Below are 22,591 nucleotides of genomic sequence, written 5' to 3'. Positions count from 1 at the left end.
AGGCGCAGGGGAACAACAGAAGACCAGACCAGCCGATGAAGACGAAGCGGTCGCGTTTCAACCAGTCGTCGAGGGCATCAAAGATGCCTCTGCTCGGTTGTTGCGCGCGTCCAACTGCAATGGTCATAGCGCAAAGCTCCAAAAAAGTTTAGATAAGTACAGTGGCAAAGCACCTTGTCTTAGATCTAGCGCCTTACATAGAAAGTGAGCAACGCTGGAGACAAAGTTTACTTTTCTTTACTATGTCACTGATTATAGAGGCATGTCTCAGAAATTTCTAGCTAGATTGCGGTTTGAAATGAGAATTTGTATATATTTGTTTACATAGTCCCTGCAAAATAATGTTTCGATCGCGCAGGTTGGACTTCAGAAAGGCGGCAACTCTGGGCAGCTCAGGTATTGCATTGGAGTTTGGCAGAGATTTGGAGAGCTATCGGTGAATCTGGCAAAGGGCATTTCTGATTACAAAATTTTGGCCAAGCCGTTGCTCGTCAGATTTGCGATACTAGAGTTTGGCTCTCCGTAACGAACTTTACACTATGTTCATCATTGAATTGACTCTCAAAAACACGCCCATTCCCCTTTCAGTGCAGCGCAAATCAGCCGAAGAAGCGGACGCTACCTATCAAGAGATCGTTGAAGCGATGCGATCGGGAGGCAGCAAATTAATGGAGCTGACCTGCGATCGACAGATCGAAAAGAAACTCGCCGTTCTTAGCGACACGATCGCGGCTGTGTCCGTTTATGAGAAATCGAGTGCTTCATCTTCGGGCAGAACACCTGGTTTCTTTGCGATGGCGGAATAGTTTTGCAGCATGACTGATTCAACGCTGGCCATTCAAGTTCACAATCTCTGTTTTGGATTTCCCAAAGGCGGAGCAATTTTGCAATCTTGCTCTTTGGAGGTTCCCAGAGGGGAGTTTTGGATGCTGTTAGGCACGAATGGCAGCGGCAAATCAACGTTATTAAGGTTGTTGGCGGGGTTACTGACAGCAGAAGCAGGGGAGGTTCAAATATCACCCCCTGTAGGCTTTGTGTTTCAGAATCCCGACCATCAGCTTGTGATGCCGACGGTGGGCGCAGATGTAGCATTTGGGCTGGTGCCAGAAAAATTATCGACATTGGAAACTCGACAGCGCGTCGAAGAAGCTTTGTCTGCGGTAAATTTAATGGCCTTTCAGCGTCGCCCGATTTATGCCTTGAGCGGGGGACAAAAACAGAGAGTGGCGATCGCGGGAGCCATTGCCCGACATTGCGAAGTTCTCCTTTTAGATGAACCGACTGCGCTGCTTGACCCGGATAGTCAGTTAGATCTCGTTGCTCAGGTGCAAAAGTTAGTTGCCAGCAGAGGAATGACAGCTCTTTGGGTCACGCATCGTCTTGAAGAGTTGAACTACTGCGATGGCGCGTTTTTGTTAGAGAACGGACAGGTGGTGGATAAGGGCGACCCTCAGAGATTGAGAGAGCGGTTGATGCAGATGGAAGTCCCAGAATTGTAAATCGATTTAAAATCGCAAAAGTTAAGCCGTGACTGGGTTTACGTCAGTTGTCGCTAACCTAAAGTGCAAACTTTTGTGTACAAGTTTTGTTTAAAGGTGCAACTATTAAGGAAGTGAGGAATACGTACTAAAGTCAACCTACCTTTTTGAGCGATGCCACGCTCCACGCCCCAAGCCATGTTGTTAGTGGACGGCTATAACATAGTCGGAGCTTGGCATGATCTAAAACAGGTGCGCGATCGTGAAGGACTTGAAGAAGCCAGGCGCAAATTAGTCGAAGCGCTAATGGGCTACAGTGCGTTCCAGGGGTTCGACACGCAGGTGGTGTTTGATGCCCAATATCGCGATAGTCCCAGCAATCGTGAAGTGATCACCGAGCATTTGTGCGTTCACTATACAGACTTGGGGCAAACTGCGGACACCTATATTGAGCGTACCTGTGCAAATTTTCGGCATGATATTCGCAAATTTAAGCAAAGGCTGATTGTAGCGACCTCTGATCGCGCCCAGCAGCTTACGGTTGTCGGCTATGGAGCAGAGTGGATGTCGGCTCAACAGCTTGCCAATGAGGTCGATCATATTGCTCGTCGAGTTAAGCGCAAACAAAAAGACAGCAAAAAATCTTCTGGTCGCTTTTTATTCAATTCACTTGATCCGATCGCGCAACAACGCCTCGCAAATCTACGTCACGGTAAGCTCGAAGAATGAATTTTAGAAAAGGCTTGCCAAATCGTTTTGTTTATCGGTAATATAGGATTCGCAATGAGCGCACGTTCCTCAGTAGCTCAGTGGTAGAGCGATCGACTGTTAATCGATTGGTCGCTGGTTCGAATCCAGCCTGGGGAGTTTTAAAAGTTAGGGATGAGGGATGAAGCTTTGCGTTTCAAATCTCACGAGTCAGACATCCAAAAATATTGGTCGCTTGATCCGCAGGTCACGTTTCTCAATCATGGCTCGTTTGGGGCTTGTCCTTTGCCTGTGTTGGAGTTTCAGCAGGCTTTACGGGAGCGGATTGAGCGGCAGCCCTTACAGTTTTTTGGGCGAGATCTGGAGGAGTTGCTTGATCAAGTCAGAATTGAGTTGGCTGAATTTCTCAAGGCTGAGATAGATAGTTTGGTATTTGTCCCTAATGCGACGACGGGAATTAATACTGTTCTGCGATCGCTGAGATTTGAGCCTGGGGATGAGTTGTTGACGACCAACCAGGAATACAACGCCTGTCGAAACGCACTAGATTTTGTAGCAGAACGGAGTGGGGCCACGGTTGTGGTAGCTGAGGTGCCTTACCCCATCGCTCATTCAAATCAGATTATCGAACCCATTCTCAAAGCGGTCACTCCCAAAACTCGATTGGCGCTACTGGATCACGTCACCAGTCAGACGGGGTTGATGTTTCCGATCGCTCAACTGATCCAAGCCTTCAGAAATCAGGGAATCGACACGCTAATTGACGGGGCCCACGCGCCGGGAATGGTGGAAATTGATTTAGCGAAACTGGGGGCGACTTACTATACGGGCAACTGTCACAAGTGGCTCTGTGCTCCGAAGGGAGCCGCTTTTCTATACGTGCAGCGGGACAGACAGGCTGAGATTCGTCCGCTCACGATCAGTCATGGAGCAAATTCGCCGAGGCGCGATCGTTCTCGCTTTCAGTTAGAGTTCGATTGGACGGGAACAGACGATCCAACTGCCTATTTAAGTGTGCCAGAAGCGATTCGGTTCATGGGTTCGCTTTTGCCGGGTGGTTGGATTGAGTTGATGGCGCAAAATCGAGCCAAAGCGTTGGCAGCGAGACAGATTCTCAGTCAGACTTTGCAGGTTTCTGCACCCAGTCCTGATGAAATGGTGGGTGCTCTAGCGACCTTGCCGCTACCGGATGGCTCCTACACAGCGTTACAGGATGCTCTGCTAGAACAGTTTGGCATCGAAGTGCTGATCGTGCCTTATCCCACAGTTCCCAGGCGACTCGTCCGCATTTCTGCCCAGATTTACAACCAGTTGGATCAGTACGACTATTTGGGGCGATCGTTACTTACGCTTTTGTAGCATCGGGTTCTCAAGTGACAGCGCTTCTCCTGGGAATTACAGACTTCGTGTAGCCAAATGCTAGTTCAGATTCCGCAATCCTTCCTAGAACCTGACAAGAGCGGGTTGGGCACCTTAAGCGAGTTAGAACTGCACGACTGCGACGTGCCGCACACCGCTACCTGGACGCTTAACTCATGCCACTTCATCCTCTCAAATTTCCGCTCTGGCAATATCTGACTCAGCCCGTCTTTCAATCTGCCTATCCGCTTGTTTTAGATCCGCGTCGATTTAACCATCATTATCAAGTCGAGCTATTAGAACGGTGTCTCGCTAAAAGCGTCGAATCTCGCCGGGACTAGCGCTCGTAAGAATAGATGTCACCATCTTGCTGAAACAGATGAGACGATCGTTCTGATAAGAGTTGCAGGTCTTCAGCATCCAGGTTCTCGGTAAAAGCGTCTACATTTTGTTGAATGTGTTGGCGATCGAGAGTCAGTCCAGAGATCACAGACTGTACACCCTGCTGCTGTTTTACCCAGTTTAAGGCAACTTGAGCGATCGTCTTTTTGTATTTTTGAGCGACCTGAGCCATCGTCTCTAACAGTGCAGTGACGGGAGTCCAGCCTCCATGAGCGTGTATCATACTGCTGTAGTAAAAAGATTGGGCGTGGTCAGGAGCCATTTGGGGAGCGGCAACGCCTCGATATTTATCAGACAAAAAGCCACCTGCCAGTGGCCCGTAAGGCAAAATTTTGATCTGGTGTTTGAGACAAAACGCTTGCATTCCATTTTCGACTCGGCGGTCAATCAGGCTGTATTGAAGCTGATGAAGGTCGATCGGCGCGTATTGTATCGCCTTTTCTATCATGGACGTATTGAAGTTGGTCACCCCTAGTTTGGTAATTTTGCCCTGCTCGATCAAATCGTTAAATTGAGCAAACGTGGACGCAAAATCAAGCTGCGGATCGTGCCAGTGAATCTGAACATAATCAAGGCGATCGCGCTGCAAATTTCGTAAAGAATTCTCGATCTTGCTGCGAATCTGGTTGGCAGAAGGAACGCCGCTAAAAAAAACTGCCTTCGTCAACACCGTGCAGTCTCGCCCTTTGAGCAATCGTCCCAAAACCTGCTCACTGCGTCCATAAATGTCAGCCGTATCAAACGAGTGAACGCCTCGCGCCAGATAAGTGTCGATCGCGCGTTCGAGACTGGCTTCGGGAATGGGCTTCCAACTGCGATCGTCTAATTGCCAACAGCCGACTGTGAGAGCAGACAGACCCAACTTTGAAGGAGAACGCATGGCAAAAAACAAATGCAGGGAACTTGGCAGGATGTGTGACTTGATTGAGTTCTCCTTAAGAAGGGCTGGGAAAATCACTGCCTAGAGCGCTCAGTGTGGAGATCACCCAAACCCTTCTAAGAAGGGAAAACATGAATTTAAGGAACGCTTACTGTTCTCGAACCAGACGTAAATAGTTTTGCTGAAGTTGAACGTGGTTTTGGGCCAGCCGCTCGGAGACTTCTTTTTCGACATTGCTGAGTTGTTGCCAAAAAGCAGCCGATCGCCGGGCAGTCAAAACTTCCGTCCATAGGGCATTGAGTAACGCTTTAGCGGGAGAGTCTTCTGACACGGTGGACTGTAAGTATGAAAAGGCTTCTGTAGCTTGAGTGTGCTGAGTCGGATCTTGAGCGAGATGAAGACAGACTTGAAGCTGATCGAGTTGATGTTGGGTAAGTGGTTGCATAATAAGTGAACTGGAAGCTTCTCCTGATAACAGACGCGATTGGCAGGGGCGATCCTGAAATTTTGAACGGTTAGCCTCAGAGTTTTCTGCCTTCAGGCTTTTTGGCCATCGAGCTTCTGAGCAACCGTTCAAAGTTTACAAGCCTGCTGAAATTCTCTTGACGAAACTCAACGATCGCCCTTAGCTTGCTGAGGATTTGTTACATTTTTTAATTGTAGCTTTAGGCTATCTCACCCGACCTATTATTCAAGCGTATGACGAGGCAGCGAGTTCTTTCTGGCATCCAAACAACGGGCTATCTCCATCTGGGAAACTATTTGGGTGCGATCCGCAACTGGGTAGAGGATCAAAGTCAGTATGACAATTATTTCTTTCTAGCAGATCTGCACGCGATTACAGTACCCCACGATCCCAAAACGCTGGCGGCCGACACTTATACGATCGCGGCTCTCTATTTAGCCTGTGGATTGGATTTGCAGTACAGCACGATTTTTGTTCAGTCTCAGGTGCCTGCTCATACGGAGTTTGCCTGGTTGCTGAGTTGCATCACGCCCTTAAACTGGCTGGAAGATATGATCCAGTTCAAAGAAAAAGCGGTGAAGCAAGGGCAAGAAGTCGGGACGGGACTGCTGACCTATCCAGTGCTGATGGCTTCTGATATCTTGCTGTACGAACCCGATAAAGTGCCCGTCGGAGAAGACCAAAAGCAGCATCTAGAACTGACCCGTGATCTGGTCGATCGCTTCAATCATAAATTTGCGACTCCTGATCATCCTGTTCTCAAGCGTCCGGATGCGCTGATTCGATCGGCGGGCGCACGAGTCATGAGTTTGACAGACGGCACCAAAAAAATGTCGAAATCTGATCCTTCAGAACTGAGTCGGATCAATCTGCTCGACCCGCCGGATGTGATTCGCAACAAGATCAAAAAGTGTAAAACTGATCCGATCAAAGGGCTGGTGTTTGGCGACCCGGAGCGTCCAGAGTGCAATAATTTGCTGACGCTGTACATGATTTTATCTGGGCAAACTCAGGAAGCCGTCGCCGCAGAATGTCGAGAGATGGGCTGGGGACAATTCAAACCGTTACTGACCGAAACGACGATCGCCGCCCTCCAGCCTATTCAAGAAAAATACAGCGCCATTATGGAGGACAGAAGTTATCTGGAGTCGGTGCTAAAAGAGGGACGGGAAAAGGCGGGGGCGATCGCCAATCAAACCCTCAAAAAGGCCAAGCAAGCGTTGGGATATGCGTTGCCGGGAGAGTGAGGGGTGAGGGGTGAGGAGTGAGGAGTGAGGAGTGAAGGCTTCTGAAGCTAAAGAATTAAAACTCTTCTCTTTAAGCTGCCGTAAAACTTCGTGGAGTCCCTTTAACTTTGGACAAAATGACCGATAGGCTAGAGCAAATACCCTGAACTTGCACATTGAACTTGCACATTGCCCATGCTCGATACTCAAGCTCCGATTTCCTCGTTTCGTACGGCTGCTTTGTCTGGAGAATTTCTGATCACCGCAGAAGTCGCTCCGCCTAAAGGCAGTAACCCGGCTCATATGATTGCGATGGCGCAGACGCTCAGGGGGCGGGTTCATGCGGTCAATATTACGGATGGTAGTCGGGCGGTGATGCGGATGTGTTCGCTCGTCTCGTCGTTTCTGCTGCTGCAAAATGACATCGAACCGATTTGGCAGGTCGCCTGTCGCGATCGCAATAGTATCGGTCTGCAAGCAGACTTGATGGGGGCCCATGCGCTGGGGATTCGGAATGTGTTGGCGCTGACGGGCGATCCGGTGAAGGCGGGCGATCATCCCGATGCCAAAGCCGTGTTTGAACTGGAGTCGGTCAGACTGTTGCAACTGATTCGGCGGCTCAATTTGGGGTTTGACTTGAATGAAAAGCCGTTGACCGACGAAGCAACCGATCTGTTTGTAGGAGCGGCGGTCGATCCTCAGTGTGGCAGTTGGTCAGGGTTACAGCGTCGCTTCGATCGCAAGCTAGAAGCCGGGGCGCAGTTCTTCCAAAGTCAGCTAATTTCAGATTTTGACAAACTCGCGAAGTTCATGGATCAAATCGGTTCCCCTTCTGGAAAGCCAGTTCTGGCGGGAATCTTTCTGCTCAAGTCTGCCAAAAATGCTCAGTTCATTAATCGCTGTGTGCCGGGGGTGCAGATTCCGGATCATATTATCGATCGCTTAGAACGGGCCGCTGATCCCCTTCAAGAAGGCGTGATGATCGCTGCCGAACAGGTGCAACTGGCGATGAAGCTCTGTCAAGGCGTTCACATGATGGCCGTCAAGCGTGAAGACTTGATCGCACAGATCCTTGACTTGGCGGGGATTGCTCCCCTGACAAAAGTTTCGGTAGAAGCAAAATCCTCCAACTAGGTGGATGATGTGAAAGGGAAGGGCTACGATCGGGCTATCCAAAGTTTTATCAACACGAATCGCTAGAATTTCAGAGCAACGTGAATTCATGTTCTTAGCTCTGGTTGCAGACGCGGCTTGCTCCCCAAACTTCCTATCAGTAAGAGATTTTGAACCAAAAATCTTGTCTTAAAGTCTCCCAGAGTTGAAGGGTTAGGGGCAGAAGCGTTGAACACCGAAGCGAAGGAATTGAATTCATAGCAAAACCGACGATCGCCCTTCCTAATGACTGAAACGAATGTCTGAAACGATTATTTCCCGTAATCCCTTTGTTGTCGGTAAACCTGTTCCGCCTGCGTTCTTTACGGGGCGAACTTCCGAAATCGAGACGGCTTTTGACCAAATTCTCAGCAAAAGTAATCTGGCAATCTGGGGCAGTCCGGGAATTGGCAAATCGTCGCTGTTAGAACTGCTCGCCTCTCCCCTGGCGTGGCAACTGAGAGGACACAATCCTTCTGCTGCGGTGATTGTGTTGCTGAGTTGTCTGAGCGTTCACCCATTTAATGGGTCTAACTTTTGGCGAGAAATTTTGAGCTTGATGAAAGACGCGCTAGACGGCGAAGCAGACCTTCAGGCAGAAATTAGTGCCCTGCTAGACAAGGAAACCACCACGAAAGACAGTCTGCGATCGATCCTGCGATCCCTGGGCAAACATGAGAAATTTTTGGTGCTGCTAGTGGATGACTACGACGCGGCACTTCATCCCCAAGACGGCTACACCGACACCGACATTGCCACCTTTTTGAGCGACTGCCGAAATCTCGCTTCTCACTCCAAAGAGCGACAGTTTCTCTCGATGGTTGTCACCTCGATTCGACGGCTTAACGAACTGGGGCCTGCTTTAAAACCCGGCGGTTCTCCCTGGTACAATCACTATTTGTTTCAGCCGCTCAAGCCCTTTACCGAAACGGAAGCCGCCGCCCTGCTTGGCTCAATGCCGATGACTCCGGCCCTCCGCGATGGCATTCGAGAGATCGCTGATGGTAACCCAGCTTTGCTTCAAAACGCAGGCCATTTGCTCTATCGAGAACTGCGATCGGGTCATGTCCCCAGCGCCGAAGCGTTTGCCAGAGATTTTGAACGCGCAACCGAGCAATATTTTCAAGACATGTGGCGGCTGGCCAGCGAGGTTGAGCAAACTTTGATGATGCTGATTGCGCTATCTGCCCTCAAGGGTCGATTACTCAAAAAGCGCTACGATCTAGGAGATGTGGATCTCGTTTTTAGTCAAAAAGAGCGAGAACTGACTGATCTAGAGGAGCAGGGCACGATCGTTTCGGGGAGACAAGAAGGCAAAAAATGGTACGCCTTTGCATCGTCGATGATGGAATGGTGGGTGATTAAGGAGATCGAAAATAGCAACGAAGAATCGCTGCAAAATCGTCAAAAGGTGTTTCTCAACCTGATGAGCCATAAACAAGCAGAAACGGTGACAAAAGCGATCGAATGGCTATGGCAACACAAAGAAGAAGTGCCCTCGACGCTGGAATGGATTGGGAAAGTCTCAGCAGCATTGCCCAAAGGCTTGATTCAGGGTTAATCTAACCCAATAGACAAAAACTTGATATGTTCTCGCACAATCGCAGAAATCTTGAAGGTTTCTCGTCTAACCAGAGAAATCCGTACATCATTGGTCGCCCGATCACGGAGTCAGAACTGTTTTTTGGGCGAGACACGCTCTTTCAGTTCATTGCAGACAATCTGGTGCAGGGGGCCCAGGTGATTTTGCTGCACGGTCAACGGCGGATCGGCAAGTCTTCTGTGCTGGCGCAAATTCCCAATTTTGTTGACCTGGAGGGATTTGAGTTTGTTCCGCTTTCGCTAGAAGGAGATAGCCAAAAGCCCCTGGCCGAAGTGCTGCATGAGTTGGCGAGAGATTCGCTAGAACACTTTGATCTGATGGGTCAGGTGGAGTTACCCTCGATCGCTCTTCTCAAGCACAAGCCAAAATTATTTGCCGATCGCTTTCTCCCCGATCTTCGCAAAGCACTCAAAACTCAAAATTTGGTGCTGTTGTTGGATGAGTTTGACGCGCTGGCTGACTATGACTCAGAGGCGGCTCCAGGTCATCTTTTTCCTTACTTACAAGCTGCGGTTTACGAACACAAAGAGCTATTTATTATTCCCGTGGTCGGGCGGCAACTGCACGAGTTACCGAGGCTGCTGGGATTGTTTCGCGAAGCACCCAACCAAGAAGTTGGCTTTTTGGACAACCGCAGTGCTGAACAACTCATTACCCAACCCGCACGAGGCGTTTTAGAATACACCCCCGACACGATCGCCGCCATTCTCGAACTTTCTGCGGGGCATCCTTATTTCACCCAACTGATTTGTTTTGCGCTATTTGCTCAAGCACGAGAAGAAAATCGCTGGAAAATTACGCGGGCAGATGTGCAGCGGGTGGTCGATAACGGAGAAGGCACCGGGCGAGGCCGAGCGATCGAGCTGGGTGAAGGTGGGATCACCTGGTTTTGGGATGGGTTGCCTTTACCAGAGCGAGTTGTTTTTTCGGCAGCCGCAGAGATTCCAGAACTAAAGCTGACCAAAGTCGGGGAAGCGGCCACACTGCGAGACGAATATTTAGCACTCCAGTTTACCGAAGCCGAACCGCTGGAACTGCTGGTCGATTGTGGCGTGATGCTAACCGAGACGCTGCGCCAGGCCGAGCTTAATTTGTTTGAATGGAAGTTTTTGCAGCCTGTGCCCATGAGAACAAGCCGTAGTGGTACCAGCATTCCGCCTCGGATGGCCGCCTATCGGGTGACGATCGAGCTGGTGCGACGCTGGCTGGTCAGAAAGCACTCAATCCGGCGAGAAATCTGGCAGCTAGAGCATCTCAACGCTGAAGCGCACCATCTTTATGAAGCCGTCAAAGCCCTACGCCAAACTGCCACAACGGTGAATGTATTGTCAGGACTGAGCCGCGTTTTGAATCTCAATCCCAATCATTTTGGAGCGCTGTTTGAGTTGGCCGAAAGCTTGACCGAGTTGCGGCAATTTTCTCAAGCGTTGAAGCATTACGATCGCGCTTATCAAGTCGATCCGATTCGCGCTAAGGACGGCTATTTACTCGCGCTACACAATTATGGCGAAGAACTCCGAGAAGAAGGTCATCTAGAAGACGCGATCGATGTTCTGGAGAAAGCTTTGGAGATCGATCCCGACAACGAAGAGATTGAAGAGTTGTTAGAAAAAGTACACAAAGAGCAACAGTACAGTGAATACTTGACTCCCATTTCGTTTAATGTAGGAACGAATGGCAACGGCAAACATTTGTCATCCAAGGAGCCAACGTCTGAGGAAGACGATCTCGTTAAACTTCAGCAAGAATTTCGTCAGTTGTGGGATCAGGTGAGCGGTGAAGCTCCTCGTGAAGTCAAGGATCAAGCGCTAGAACGACTTTCTGAAGTGGGTGAACTCTTCACAACCAAAAAGCTCAACTTGGCAACATTGGCCTATGTCAAGCAGTGGTTTCTCAAGCGGTTGCCTCCTTCTCTAGCATCTGCGGTCAGTCGATTTGTCGAAGAAGTGGTGGACACGGCGATCGAGAAAAAGGATGTAGATGACTAGAGAAGGCTCAAGTAAACCGATCAAGGTGGTCGGTAAAGTAGGCATTTCTGTAGAGAGAATCGCTTGAAGGCTCAATTCTGGCGCTAAAGCTTTCTGAAAGTCGCGATCGCCAGCAGCCCAGAAATCAGGCTTCTAGAGCAGAAGACTTGCTAAACAAAGCGAAAAACCTGGATCGAACTGATTTTGTTGCTGCTAATCAGATTCGACGATCGTCGATCATTGCTTCCTGCAAAATGGGCACTCTACCCAAGCATCCGTCGGGGAATAGATCATGCTGGCAAGAATTTGGAGTGCGTCACTTATTGGAATTGATGCCGTCAAAGTGGGCGTTGAGGTAGACGTTGCAGGCGGATTGCCAGGAATTGTCGTCGTCGGACTGCCCGATACCGCCGTTCAAGAGTCAAAAGAACGTGTCAAAACAGCGCTCAAAAATGCGGGTTACACATTCCCGATGCGAAAAATTGTAATCAACCTTACGCCCGCCGACCTCCGCAAAGAAGGGCCGAGCTTCGACTTACCGATCAGCGTAGGAATTCTCGCCGCCTCAGAGCAAGTTAGTGCTGAACTTATGGAGACTCATCTGTTTTTAGGCGAAGTTTCATTAGATGGATCGTTGAGACCTGTTGCGGGTGTGTTAGCGATCGCCGCCGCCGCCAAACAACTTGGATTTTCTGGTTTAGTCGTCCCGTCTGATAACGTTCGCGAAGCCGCTGTCGTCAAGGGACTCAACGTTTACGGATTCAAACATCTCTCAGAAATTGGTCAGTTTTTGGGCAATCCTGCTGCTCATCTCCCTGTCCAAATTGATGCCGAAAAAGAGCTAGAACAAATGCAGATTGACGCACCCGATCTGCGTGATGTAAAAGGACAATCCCATGCCCGTCGCGCGCTAGAAATTGCTGCCGCTGGCGGTCACAATGTTGTCTTTGTCGGCCCGCCCGGAAGTGGGAAAACCATGCTGGCCCGACGATTGCCCGCAATCTTGCCACCCCTCTCCTTTGAAGAAGCACTAGAAGTCACCCAAATTCACTCGGTCGCAGGACTGCTCAAAGAAAAAGGTGCACTGGTCGCTACTCGTCCCTTTCGTAGCCCTCACCATTCTGCATCCGGAGCCTCGCTAGTTGGAGGAGGCAGCTATCCGCGCCCTGGCGAAATCTCTCTAGCTCATAGGGGAATTTTATTTCTTGACGAATTAACAGAATTTAAGCGAGACGTTCTAGAGTTTCTGCGCCAACCCTTGGAAGATGGGCACGTCACGATTTCTCGCACTCGTCAGTCTGTTTTATTTCCTGCCCGATTTACGCTCGTTGCCAGCACTAATCCCTGTCCCTGTGGCTATTATGCAGACACCATTCAGCCTTGCACCTGTTCGCCGAGAGCTAGGGAGCAATATTGGGCAAAGCTTTCGGGGCCCTTAATGGACAGAATCGATTTACAAGTTGGAGTCAACCGCCTCAAGCCCGAAGAAATTACCCAGCAGCCCAATGGTGAAGATTCGGCAACGGTACGATCGCGCGTTCAACTCGCCCGCAACCGCGCCTATCAACGATTTGAAAACACCCCGCTGCGCTGCAATGCCGAAATGCAAAGCATCCACTTGAGAAAATGGTGCATTCTCGACGACGCGACCCGTAGTTTACTCGAAAATGCAATTCGTAGATTGGGGCTATCGGTGAGAGCCAGCGATCGCATTCTCAAAGTCGCTAGAACGATCGCTGATCTGTCGGCTGATGAGCATCTACAAACTCATCATGTTGCCGAAGCTATTCAATATCGCACCATCGATCGCATGTCCTAAATTCATATCCAGAAAGTTTCGACAAACAGTGCAAATACCAATTGATTGTTGATTAATTATCGAACTAGGCTATTAAGCAAATCTCCTGATTATGCTGTTTGCAAAGTTGCAGTTATCCCCCCTCTGGTTTCGGGAAGCATAGGCAGCAGAAGGCAATCCAGCCAGCTATCTCAGGAGCTTTTTATGCCAAAAGATTATCGCCATGTTCGTCGGGCAACTGTAGTTAAAAATCCGTCCGGACAAGTAATTAAATTAGGCGGTTATCGTCCTGATAGGCAAAATCCTAGAGACAAAAAATTTAGTGATCGCGATCGCAATCTTCCCTCTAACGTTGACTTGCGGGAATACCTGACCCCTGTCGAGAATCAAGGCGACTCTAATAGTTGTACTGCAAACGCAATGGCAGGCGCATATGAATATCTAGCCAATCGTCTCATGGGTCAGAGCAATGATGTTAGCCGCCTCTTCATCTACTACAATGCTCGCGAGTTAGATGGTGACACCAGCCAAGACGAAGGCACTTATCTTCGCAGTTGCGTCCGAGTCTTACGAAAATATGGCGCTTGCTCAGAAAACACTTGGTCATTTGATTTAGATCGGGTCTACGACCAGCCCAGCGATCGAGCTTACCAGGAAGCCGCCAATTTTAGAATCGAAAACGCCTACCGTGTAGAGGTTGATCTGCAAGCAATGCGGAGTTCTCTAGCAAAAGGCTACCCCTTCGCTTTTGGGCTACAACTGTTTTCCTCTTTTCAACAAGCTGGCTCAAATGGATTAGTTCCCATGCCTGACCCAGACAACGAAAGTCACGACGGTGGTCACGCAATGCTATGTGTAGGCTACTCAGACGATGATCAAGTCTTTATTGTTCGCAATTCTTGGGGAGAAGAGTGGGGCGATCGCGGCTACTGCTATATTCCCTACGACTACATGACCAAGCCTGATTACAACGGCGATTGTTGGGCAGTTCGTCAGGTCAGCGATGTTGATTTTAGTCAAGGAATTCGAGGTAAGTCTGGCTCATTGTTTAGTGGCAAAAAGGCTGCGATCGCTGCCGCATTTCAACGCCCCGGAGCTGCCCAAAACTCCGAAGTAATCAGCCTGTTTGATGAAACCTACGAAGTCGAATACACCGAGCAACTCGTCTACATTGCGGAGCAGGGATATGTCTCAATTGAAGAACACAGCGACCTCGAATCGCTCTACTATCTAGAATACGAAGAGGAATACGAAACAGAAGAAGAATACGAAGCATTTGAGTCATCAATTGAATACTCTGAAGAAACAGAAGACGGCTACGAAGAATCTGAAGACTTTGACGAGGAGGAATCTCAAGAACTAGAAGACAGTTACGAGGAATCCGAAGAGGAAGAATCCGAAGAGGAAAGCAGCGACAATGAGGAATTTGAGGACGAAGAACTAGAAGATAGTTACGAAGAATCCGAAGAGGAAAGCAGCGACGATGAGGAATTCGAGGACGAAGAATCTGAAGAACTAGAAGACAGCTACGAAGAATCTGATGGAGAAGAGGAATTAGAAGAGGAATCCGAAGAAGAAAGCAGCGAGAACGAAGTATATGAGGAGGACGGAGGAGATCAAGGGTATGAAGCCGACGAAGAATAGTTAACCCACTCGATCGCAGCCAGAGTGCTAACCCTCGTTTTAGTAAGCATTCTGGCTGACGCGAACCAATCTACCCAACTCCCTGATGCGATCGCCATTTATCGTGCAGATTAGACGCTACAATGTGACGGTTGAATTCTGTGCGATCGCCTTGATAGAGCGTTATACCCTGCCCGAAATGGGCAATTTGTGGACGGAAGCTTATAAATTTAAAACCTGGTTGCAGGTCGAAATCGCAGTCTGTGAAGCTCAAGCAGAACTGGGATACATCCCATCAGAGGCAGTGGAGGAAATCAAAGCAAAAGCAGATTTTGACCCCAAAAGAATTTTAGAAATCGAAGCCGAAGTCCGTCATGACGTGATTGCCTTTCTCACCAACGTCAACGAATATGTCGGCGACTCAGGACGCTACATTCACCTGGGAATGACCAGTTCCGACGTGTTAGATACTGCTTTGGCGCTACAACTCGTCGCCAGTCTAGATCTGATCATGTCGCAGGTAGAAGCACTCATTCAAGCACTTCGCTACCAAGCGCAGCAACATCGCAACACTGTAATGATTGGTCGATCGCACGGCATCCACGCAGAACCCATCACCTTCGGCTTCAAACTCGCTGGCTGGTTAGCCGAAATGTTGCGCCATCGTGATCGCCTCTGCAACCTCAAAAAAAGCATTGCTGTCGGTCAAATTTCTGGTGCCGTCGGCACCTACGCCAACATTGACCCCAGAATCGAATCGCTCACTTGCCAAAACCTGGGACTCGAACCCGATGCCGCCTCGACGCAGGTGATTTCTCGCGATCGCCACGCCGATTTTATGAATGGACTGGCTTTGTTGGGAGCGTCGATCGAGCGTTTCGCTGTCGAAATTCGCAACCTCCAGCGCACCGACGTTCTCGAAGTTGAAGAATTTTTCTCAAAAGGGCAAAAAGGCTCCTCAGCGATGCCCCACAAGCGCAACCCGATTCGATCAGAACGCCTCACCGGAATGGCTCGATTACTTCGAGGATATGCTGTTGCCGCTCTGGAAAACGTCGCGCTCTGGCACGAACGAGACATTTCTCACAGTTCCGTCGAACGGGTTGCCTTCCCCGATGCCTGCATTCTGACTCACTTTATGCTGGTCGAGACGACCGACTTGGTGAAAAATCTGCTCGTCTACCCCGAAAATATGAGCCGCAACATGAACCTCTACGGCAGTGTTGTGTTTAGTCAGCGAGTTCTATTAGCGCTTGTGGCTAAGGGGATGGGACGTGAAGAAGCGTATGCGATCGTGCAGTCCTGCGCCCACCAAGCCTGGAACAAACCCGAAGGTGACTTTCGTAAGCTGATTGCCGAAAATACTCAAGTCGCCGAAAAGCTTTCGAGCACTGAGATCCAAGACTGCTTTAATCCACAAGCCCATCTCAAAAATCTAGACCAGGTTTACCAAAGACTAGGCATCTGAAGGTTACAGCCTTCGCTTCAGCAGATTCTAACAACGAGTGACCGACCCCAAAATCCCTGCTTTCAATCTACTGGGTCTTTGTTACTCCGATCCAATCGCCGACTTTCTACTTCACTTCTACTGAGAAAGCGTATTTGTAGCCTTTGAAATTGGACTCCATTTGCAATTTGTAGTCGCCTGTCGAAGGAAGCTCGCTCATCCAAACCTGTTTTCCGTCTTGAGGGTCATTGATCACCTTGCCATTTGGGGCAAAAATCAACGGCAGATCTCCTTTCTCACTTCTCACCGTCAACATCTGACCTTTTGCCAGGTTCAAGCGATATTCATGAGAACCGACCCCAATAAAGCGATCGCTAATCTCCACTGAGTTTCCACCCTTTCCAAAGCTGACTCGCTCGACCTTCCCATTACAGCCACTTTCCACATTTTTAATCGAAAGCCAGCCTTTAACCGGAGTACTGATCCGAAACCAGCCTTCTTGCTCACCCGTAACTGTGACAAAGGTACCGTTTTTGAGTTGACCGACCACATTGTCATTTGAAGTGGTGTCGGGGGTCGATCGCACATTCAAAGGCGGATTTGGGTCACTCACTTTTGCCATTGTCACCTTACAAGACTCCACCTCACGCAGCGCTTCCGCAGGGTTTTCAGGTTCCGTTGGTTCAGGATTTTGATCAACTGTCTGATCGGCAGGAGATTGCACCGAAGGTTTTGGCGCAGAGAAATTGGTGGCTTGAGGGTTGGGAGTTGGGGATGCACTCGCGATCGCGTTAGGTGATTCTGAAACCGTCACCGTTGGCTGAGGAGATTGAGACTGCATCACAGCGGAAGTAATGCCCATAACAGCAGCAAGCCCCGCTAAGCCTGCCACAATAAGAACCGATTTAGGTGCCATATATTTGAGTATCTGCGATCACACTTAACTTCACCAAGGCAGGTGTAAATATCGGAACAAACAATAAGTTTCAGTCAAATGCACAACTTTTCCAAAAAGTGATCAACTGCTAACCCCTATCAGGTCTGTTACCAATTATCTATTCCAATCATCGTGCCATCAACATTACTACAGCTATCCTAACTAAGTTGTGATAATTCGGTGGTTCGTGGTTAATCGTCAATCAATAGCTATGTAACTAATGACTAATAACCCGATATGTGAAGATTCTCACAACCGATTTAGAACTGCTATGTTTCTAATCGATTAGGTTTCGACCTTATCAATGAGATGTTATCGTTTCTTACTTAGATTTTGAACTCGCTGTATGCCGAAGCTCAATAGCTTTTTTAACTAATGGAGCCAGTTTCTCTCGCCAAAACCGAATGTCTGGAAACTCATCTACAAGCTTTAATACCACTTCCCATTTACTTTGCTTGAGTGCTTTTTCTGCGGTGTTGTAAAGCAATTGTGCCTGCTTCCATTCAGACGGCATTTCTTTGAGCTTGGCTTGAGCTTTTGGGTAAGCAACACTGCTAGAAGGAATTGTTTTTACTAGCGCGATCGCCCCCTGCAAATCTCCTGCTTGATAAACCGAAATCGCACTCGCCAAAAGACGATCGCCTTGATCTTGCTGCACCAACTCCTTTGACCGAGCAATCTCAGCTTTCGCATCACCAACTTGAGCAGTCCTCCCACAGACGGTCTTTGTTAGCGACTGATCCACCCAACCTCGCACAGGCGAACTCACTTCAAACCAGGATTCATTTCCTCCAACCACCGCCAGCGTCTCACCATTTTTGACCTGTCCAACCACGTTGCCCTTCAGTTCAACAGGGCTAGAACGGATGTTCAGAGGCGGGTGTGGGTCATTGACGATCGTCTGACAGTCAGGTTTTGTCGCAGTTGCGATCGCCGTTGACTGGAGCGTGGAGGAATCCGATCGAGGGCTTAAGACTGCATAAATTGTTCCTGCAACTGTAACGATAGCTGTAATACAAACTCCCACTGCCAAAGGAGATTTCAAGACACCATTCACTCTAGAAACCATCACAACGCCTCAGTTTTGCGACACAATTTTATCCACCCGTCTTGTGTGTAGATTGCCCAAAACTGATCGCGAAACCTCTTTTACAAACAGTTTCTACAAATAGTGCAGATCCCAAAAATCCCTTGGATTCGCACTTCTTTGCAGTCAAACTATTTTGGAGCGCTATAGATCTTGAAGCGACTGACAATGTAGTAAAAAAATTGGTAGAACTCATCAAATTGTTGACTTGGGGCACTACCACGCCAGTTGTAGCGAATCTTGTTTTGCACGATCGTCATCGTCATCGAACTCACCTTCGCGTCAACTTTGATTTCGAGATTTCCTGAAATTCCCTGTTGAGTCGTAAAATTCGACGGGGTTGACTTTCTTTGGTTACTGAGATCCGTTCCTGCCCAGCCTCTAATCTCGACGTTGGGATTGGTCGGGTCGCTAAAGGCCATTCCGTCTCGATTTTCTGGCGTAATGGAGGCGACCCAGCGATCGGGGTACAAAAACTCAAAGCCAAAGCGATCGTTTCGATAAACTGTCCAATTGCCAGCCTGGTTGCGATCGTTTGCTCCACAGCCCGACAAAAAGACCGTCAAAACCATCCCCACTAGGAGATAGATGACCTTAACTTTAGGGGAGAAGTTTCTAAAATTCACGCTCATTCGTAAAGAAGTGTAACAATATTGCCGTCATGCTGGTTTAGCATCTTGACAGCCCCGAAAACAGCCGATATCGTGATTCACATACCCGGGTAAAACGACTGAGAGTTATATGCAAGACAAGCAAAAAGTCACGTTGTATCTTCCGCCAGAATTGCACCGACAGCTAAAAATTCGAGCCGCCGTTGCTGCTGAGGCGATGTCAGCCCTAGCGGAAAAGGCACTCGTCTTCTACCTCACCCATCCCGAAATGGTTGAACAACTAGAGGAAGCTCACGGTCGAACTCACCGGATTTACAACTGTCCTGAGTGTACGACTCCAGTCGTTCTAAAGGATGGTGAAATTGTTCCTCTGGGTAAAGAACCTAGTGTAGTGACTGGTGAGCCGCTTCCCGTTGAAAAGCAGAAGGTCGGTTCTGCCGCCGGAAATCAAGGAGAGGGCGAACTCGTCCCCTGCTAGTTACCTCCTTACAAAGAAAGTTTGTTTTCCCCTCCCCCTGCTTCACCGCTACTTTTTACTTTTGTGGCGTTTCTAGCAGACAGTCGGGAACCTCTCGTATCACAATCGATCTGCGCCGTTTCTAATGAGTTGGGTGGTTATGCAAGAAGAGCTAAATATTCTCATACAAGCTCAATATCCTTTAATCTACCTTGTGACCTCAGAAGAGGAGCGAGCCGAGCAGACGATTGCTGCGATCGCCCAAGCCAAGCCTGTTCGCCGTGTCTACCTCTGGACTGTCACTCACGGAATTGTTGAATACGGTCAGCCGCGCAACGTTACTCAGCACAACACGGTTTCGCCCGAAGCGGCCGTTGAGTGGGTGATGCGTCAGCGAGAGCCTAGTATCTTCGTCTTCAAAGACCTGCATCCTTTCATTGACTCGCCTGCGGTGACTCGGTGGCTTAGAGATGCGATCGCCAGCTTCAAAGGCACTCAGAAGGCAATTATTCTGATGTCTCCGGTACAAAACATCCCGATCGAGCTTGAGAAAGAAGTTGCTGTCATTGATTTTGCCCTGCCTGACATGGCGGAACTGAATCAGGTTTTGACCAACCAGCTTGAACAAGTTCGTGGACGCAAGATCACAACCGAGACTCGCGAGAAGTTGTTGAAAGCAGCCCTAGGGCTGACGCGAGATGAAGCGGAAAAGGTCTACCGTAAAGCACAGGTGACAGCAGGCCGCCTGACCGAAGAAGAAGTTGACATTGTTCTTTCTGAGAAAAAGCAGCTTATTCGTCGCAACGGTATTCTGGAGTATATCGAAGAAGATGAAACTCTCAACTCAGTGGGCGGACTCGAAGAATTGAAAAAGTGGCTGACTCAACGCTCAAACGCATTCACCGAAAGAGCTAGAGAGTACGGTTTACCTCAACCTAAAGGAATGCTAATTTTAGGAGTACCCGGTTGCGGTAAGTCCCTAATCGCCAAGACGACCTCTCGGTTGTGGGGATTGCCCTTGCTGCGGCTGGATATGGGCCGAGTCTACGATGGATCGATGGTGGGGCGATCGGAAGCTAATCTTCGCAACGCGCTCAAAACGGCTGAATCAATCTCTCCAGCAATTCTGTTCATTGATGAAATGGACAAGGCCTTTGCTGGAACAAGCGGGTCGGCTGATTCAGACGGAGGGACTTCTAGCCGGATTTTCGGTTCCTTTCTCACCTGGATGCAGGAAAAGACTTCTCCCGTCTTTGTAATGGCGACCGCGAATCGCGTAGAACGCCTTCCTGGAGAATTCCTTAGAAAAGGACGATTTGACGAAATCTTCTTCGTTGACCTGCCCACCGCCGAAGAGCGAAAAGAGATTTTCAGAATTCACTTATCCAAGCGTCGCCGCGAGATTGAACGATTTGACTTGGATCAGTTGGCAAGTGTCTGTGACGGCTTCTCTGGTGCCGAAATCGAGCAAGGACTCGTGGCCGCCATGTATGAAGCCTTTGCCCAAGACAGAGAGTTTACCCAATTGGATATCATTGCGGCGAGTCGAGCCACAATGCCTTTATCCAAGACCATGACAGAGCAGGTGACGGCCCTTCGGGATTGGGCCAGGCAGCGAGCGCGACCTGCTGCGTCCTCAGTCGCAGAATATCAGCGGCTTGAGTTCTAAAAGCTTTCTCCTGCTTCCCAACAGGAGGAAAGGCTGGCAATCGCCAGTAGTCCAAAAGAGCGATGAATCGTGAGGGACGAGTTGTTAGACTCAAAGCTCACTGTTCAAAACTCGCAACTTGTAAAACGTTGTCGTTGTTTTCAAATTTCCACTGGAGGAAACCCCAATGTCTCACTTTAGCACTCTGCGTACCAAGATCACCGACGCTGAAATCCTCAAATCTTCTCTTCGCGACCTCGGCATCAACGTTAAAACTGAAGCTGATGTGCGTGGTTACAACGGTCAGCGCGTTCGCTCTGATATCGTTGCAGTCCTCGAAGGCGAATACGATTTGGGCTGGAGCCGCAATGCTGACGGTTCTTTCGACCTCATTGCTGACCTCTGGGGCGTTGCTAAAAAGCACAACCAAACCGAATTGATCAACTCTATCAACCAGAAGTACGCTGTGAACAAGACCCTCTCTGAGGTCAAGCGTCCTGGTCTGCAAAACGCGAACGTTAAGCTAGTTCTGCAAAAGTAGTTTCTCTGCGCGTTCCCAAGCTGGCGGGTTAGCCCTTCGTTAGGTTAACCCGTTTTTTTGTGTCAAAATGGCACTGCTGCTGCCTCCTAATCATCATGACTTTTGATAACGACCGGGATACTCAGATACGATCGCTGATTCGATCGTGCGGGCAGCAAGCAAAACAAATGGCAGCCCAGGGGTTAGAAATCTTTGAAAAGGCTCCGGCTGACTTTGTGACGAATGTGGATCGAATGCTCGATCGCCAACTTTCTGCGGGATTTGCTCACTTCTTTCCTCAAGATGGCGTGATCACAGAAGAGAATTCAGAGTCGAGAGCGCAGTTTCAGTCCGGTAATCCTCGGCTTTGGTGCATTGATCCGATTGACGGCACGGAAGACTTTATTCACGGCCGACCCGACTATGCAGTGATGGTCGGACTCCTAGAGAAAAATCAGCCTGTCTCAGGTTGGATCTATGCGCCCCAACAGGATGTGATGTACTACGGTGGGAGCGACCAAGGATTGTGGCAAGCGATCGCAGACTTTACACCCCAGCAGCTATCACCTTCTAAACCCAAGCCGCCTTCGCCTGATCGTTTTCGCTTGATTGTTGGTAACAAAGACCGAGAAAAATTTGGGGAGACCATTTCTCGATCGATTCCTGAAGTGGAATTTGTCTACTCGCTGGGTAGCTTTGGGCTGAAGGTGATGAACGTGATCATGGGTCAGGCTGGGCTGTATGTTTATCTCAATGGTCGAGTGAAAGTTTGGGATACGGTAGCACCCCTGGCGCTAGCAAAAGTCGCGGGACTGGTCTGCTGCGACCTGAACGGCAACGAGTTGAGCTATGCAGATGACGCGATGAACCTGGAAACTTTGGCACATCAGCAATCGATCGTCATCGGATGGGCACCCTATGTAGAGTCGCTATTGCCTAGAATGAGGACAGCGATCGCCTCGGTTGTTAGTTCTTAGCTGTAGACTTCACGGTTGAAGGTGAAGAACGATCGAGCATTCACAACTGTTCTACCTGGCAACCTTTAAGAATCCGTAGAATTGCCCTGAGACAAGGCTATCAATTCTTGCCAAGATAGAAAGAGATGTGTCTCATCTGATACGTTTTCTCGTGTGATTGTCCACTACAAAATTCCCTGAAGATCATTTTCATGCAGACTGAAGTTTTCAGTGAGCTATTTCCGTTGCTGGCTGCGGCCAATCCA

At 49.1% G+C, this 22,591-nt stretch carries 21 protein-coding genes, 1 tRNA gene and 1 pseudogene; 17 read left to right on the top strand and 6 right to left on the bottom strand.

Annotated features, from left to right (window positions below):
- Window positions 1-127 (bottom strand): annotated as a pseudogene (locus tag ACJ2PR_RS28710) (photosystem II D2 protein (photosystem q(a) protein)); the annotation flags it as partial.
- A gap of 412 nt (window positions 128-539) precedes the next feature.
- Here ACJ2PR_RS28710 and ACJ2PR_RS28705 point away from each other — a divergent pair.
- The 6 genes from ACJ2PR_RS28705 to ACJ2PR_RS28680 all read left to right on the top strand — a co-directional run bounded on the left by ACJ2PR_RS28705 (window position 540) and on the right by ACJ2PR_RS28680 (window position 3,886).
- Window positions 540-806, top strand: coding sequence for a hypothetical protein (locus tag ACJ2PR_RS28705; RefSeq protein ID WP_446860118.1), 267 nt, complete (start codon window positions 540-542; stop codon window positions 804-806).
- 9 nt (window positions 807-815) lie between these two features.
- The gene (locus ACJ2PR_RS28700; protein WP_446860117.1) at window positions 816-1,499 is read left to right on the top strand and encodes an ABC transporter ATP-binding protein; all 684 of its coding nucleotides are present in this window, start codon (window positions 816-818) and stop codon (window positions 1,497-1,499) included.
- Window positions 1,500-1,652: 153 nt separating this feature from the next.
- On the top strand, window positions 1,653-2,207 hold the full coding sequence (locus ACJ2PR_RS28695) for an NYN domain-containing protein (protein WP_446879537.1): 555 nt from the start codon (window positions 1,653-1,655) through the stop codon (window positions 2,205-2,207).
- 66 nt (window positions 2,208-2,273) lie between these two features.
- Window positions 2,274-2,345, top strand: a tRNA-Asn gene (locus tag ACJ2PR_RS28690).
- Between the two features lie 30 nt (window positions 2,346-2,375).
- Entirely contained in the window at window positions 2,376-3,545 is a 1,170-nt protein-coding gene (locus tag ACJ2PR_RS28685; RefSeq protein ID WP_446879536.1) for an aminotransferase class V-fold PLP-dependent enzyme, read from the top strand.
- Window positions 3,546-3,721: 176 nt separating this feature from the next.
- Window positions 3,722-3,886: a hypothetical protein gene (locus ACJ2PR_RS28680; RefSeq protein WP_446860114.1), complete on the top strand. Its 165-nt coding sequence runs from the start codon at window positions 3,722-3,724 to the stop codon at window positions 3,884-3,886.
- On the opposite strand, the gene ACJ2PR_RS28675 is transcribed toward ACJ2PR_RS28680, so the two are convergent.
- Both ACJ2PR_RS28675 and ACJ2PR_RS28670 read right to left on the bottom strand, forming a co-directional pair.
- Window positions 3,883-4,827 (bottom strand): aldo/keto reductase, encoded by a 945-nt coding sequence (locus tag ACJ2PR_RS28675; protein WP_446879535.1) that lies wholly within the window; start codon window positions 4,825-4,827, stop codon window positions 3,883-3,885. The genes ACJ2PR_RS28680 and ACJ2PR_RS28675 overlap by 4 nt on opposite strands.
- A gap of 148 nt (window positions 4,828-4,975) precedes the next feature.
- A complete protein-coding gene (locus ACJ2PR_RS28670) occupies window positions 4,976-5,272 on the bottom strand; it encodes a hypothetical protein (RefSeq protein ID WP_446860112.1) in 297 nt (98 codons plus the stop codon).
- A 254-nt stretch (window positions 5,273-5,526) separates the two neighbouring features.
- Here ACJ2PR_RS28670 and trpS point away from each other — a divergent pair, with 254 nt between their 5' ends.
- From trpS to purB, 7 genes are all read left to right on the top strand, one after another.
- Window positions 5,527-6,540, top strand: coding sequence for a tryptophan--tRNA ligase (gene trpS / locus ACJ2PR_RS28665; RefSeq protein ID WP_446879534.1), 1,014 nt, complete (start codon window positions 5,527-5,529; stop codon window positions 6,538-6,540).
- A 174-nt stretch (window positions 6,541-6,714) separates the two neighbouring features.
- Window positions 6,715-7,653, top strand: coding sequence for a methylenetetrahydrofolate reductase (locus ACJ2PR_RS28660; protein WP_446879533.1), 939 nt, complete (start codon window positions 6,715-6,717; stop codon window positions 7,651-7,653).
- Window positions 7,654-7,930: 277 nt separating this feature from the next.
- Window positions 7,931-9,232 carry an ATP-binding protein gene (locus ACJ2PR_RS28655; protein WP_446860109.1) on the top strand — a complete coding sequence of 434 codons (1,302 nt, stop codon included), beginning with the start codon at window positions 7,931-7,933 and terminating at the stop codon, window positions 9,230-9,232.
- Between the two features lie 26 nt (window positions 9,233-9,258).
- Window positions 9,259-11,262, top strand: a complete 2,004-nt coding sequence (locus ACJ2PR_RS28650; RefSeq protein ID WP_446879532.1) for a tetratricopeptide repeat protein — start codon at window positions 9,259-9,261, stop codon at window positions 11,260-11,262.
- A gap of 271 nt (window positions 11,263-11,533) precedes the next feature.
- A complete protein-coding gene (locus tag ACJ2PR_RS28645) occupies window positions 11,534-13,060 on the top strand; it encodes a YifB family Mg chelatase-like AAA ATPase (RefSeq protein ID WP_446867010.1) in 1,527 nt (508 codons plus the stop codon).
- A gap of 183 nt (window positions 13,061-13,243) precedes the next feature.
- Window positions 13,244-14,683 carry a C1 family peptidase gene (locus ACJ2PR_RS28640; protein ID WP_446879531.1) on the top strand — a complete coding sequence of 480 codons (1,440 nt, stop codon included), beginning with the start codon at window positions 13,244-13,246 and terminating at the stop codon, window positions 14,681-14,683.
- An 85-nt stretch (window positions 14,684-14,768) separates the two neighbouring features.
- On the top strand, window positions 14,769-16,130 hold the full coding sequence (gene purB, locus ACJ2PR_RS28635; protein WP_446867008.1) for an adenylosuccinate lyase: 1,362 nt from the start codon (window positions 14,769-14,771) through the stop codon (window positions 16,128-16,130).
- A 106-nt stretch (window positions 16,131-16,236) separates the two neighbouring features.
- On the opposite strand, the gene ACJ2PR_RS28630 is transcribed toward purB, so the two are convergent.
- The 3 genes from ACJ2PR_RS28630 to ACJ2PR_RS28620 form a co-directional block, all read right to left on the bottom strand.
- A complete protein-coding gene (locus ACJ2PR_RS28630; RefSeq protein WP_446867007.1) occupies window positions 16,237-17,025 on the bottom strand; it encodes an SH3 domain-containing protein in 789 nt (262 codons plus the stop codon).
- Between the two features lie 343 nt (window positions 17,026-17,368).
- The gene (locus ACJ2PR_RS28625) at window positions 17,369-18,115 is read right to left on the bottom strand and encodes an SH3 domain-containing protein (protein ID WP_446879530.1); all 747 of its coding nucleotides are present in this window, start codon (window positions 18,113-18,115) and stop codon (window positions 17,369-17,371) included.
- A gap of 149 nt (window positions 18,116-18,264) precedes the next feature.
- Complete coding sequence (locus ACJ2PR_RS28620; RefSeq protein ID WP_446879529.1) at window positions 18,265-18,765, bottom strand: hypothetical protein; 501 nt, start codon at window positions 18,763-18,765, stop codon at window positions 18,265-18,267.
- A gap of 109 nt (window positions 18,766-18,874) precedes the next feature.
- Here ACJ2PR_RS28620 and ACJ2PR_RS28615 point away from each other — a divergent pair, with 109 nt between their 5' ends.
- The 4 genes from ACJ2PR_RS28615 (at window position 18,875) to ACJ2PR_RS28600 (ending at window position 22,346) form a co-directional block, all read left to right on the top strand.
- Window positions 18,875-19,222: a hypothetical protein gene (locus ACJ2PR_RS28615; RefSeq protein ID WP_446879528.1), complete on the top strand. Its 348-nt coding sequence runs from the start codon at window positions 18,875-18,877 to the stop codon at window positions 19,220-19,222.
- A gap of 139 nt (window positions 19,223-19,361) precedes the next feature.
- Window positions 19,362-20,870 carry a stress-responsive protein Ycf46 gene (ycf46, locus tag ACJ2PR_RS28610; RefSeq protein ID WP_446879527.1) on the top strand — a complete coding sequence of 503 codons (1,509 nt, stop codon included), beginning with the start codon at window positions 19,362-19,364 and terminating at the stop codon, window positions 20,868-20,870.
- Window positions 20,871-21,036: 166 nt separating this feature from the next.
- Window positions 21,037-21,390: a DUF1257 domain-containing protein gene (locus tag ACJ2PR_RS28605; protein ID WP_446860099.1), complete on the top strand. Its 354-nt coding sequence runs from the start codon at window positions 21,037-21,039 to the stop codon at window positions 21,388-21,390.
- 95 nt (window positions 21,391-21,485) lie between these two features.
- Window positions 21,486-22,346 (top strand): 3'(2'),5'-bisphosphate nucleotidase CysQ family protein, encoded by an 861-nt coding sequence (locus tag ACJ2PR_RS28600; RefSeq protein ID WP_446879526.1) that lies wholly within the window; start codon window positions 21,486-21,488, stop codon window positions 22,344-22,346.
- Window positions 22,347-22,591: the final 245 nt, after the last annotated feature.

Source organism: Phormidesmis sp. 146-33 (assembly GCF_052939515.1).
The sequence above is the reverse complement of the archived record's forward strand: the minus strand, read 5'-3'. Positions and strand labels throughout refer to the sequence as shown.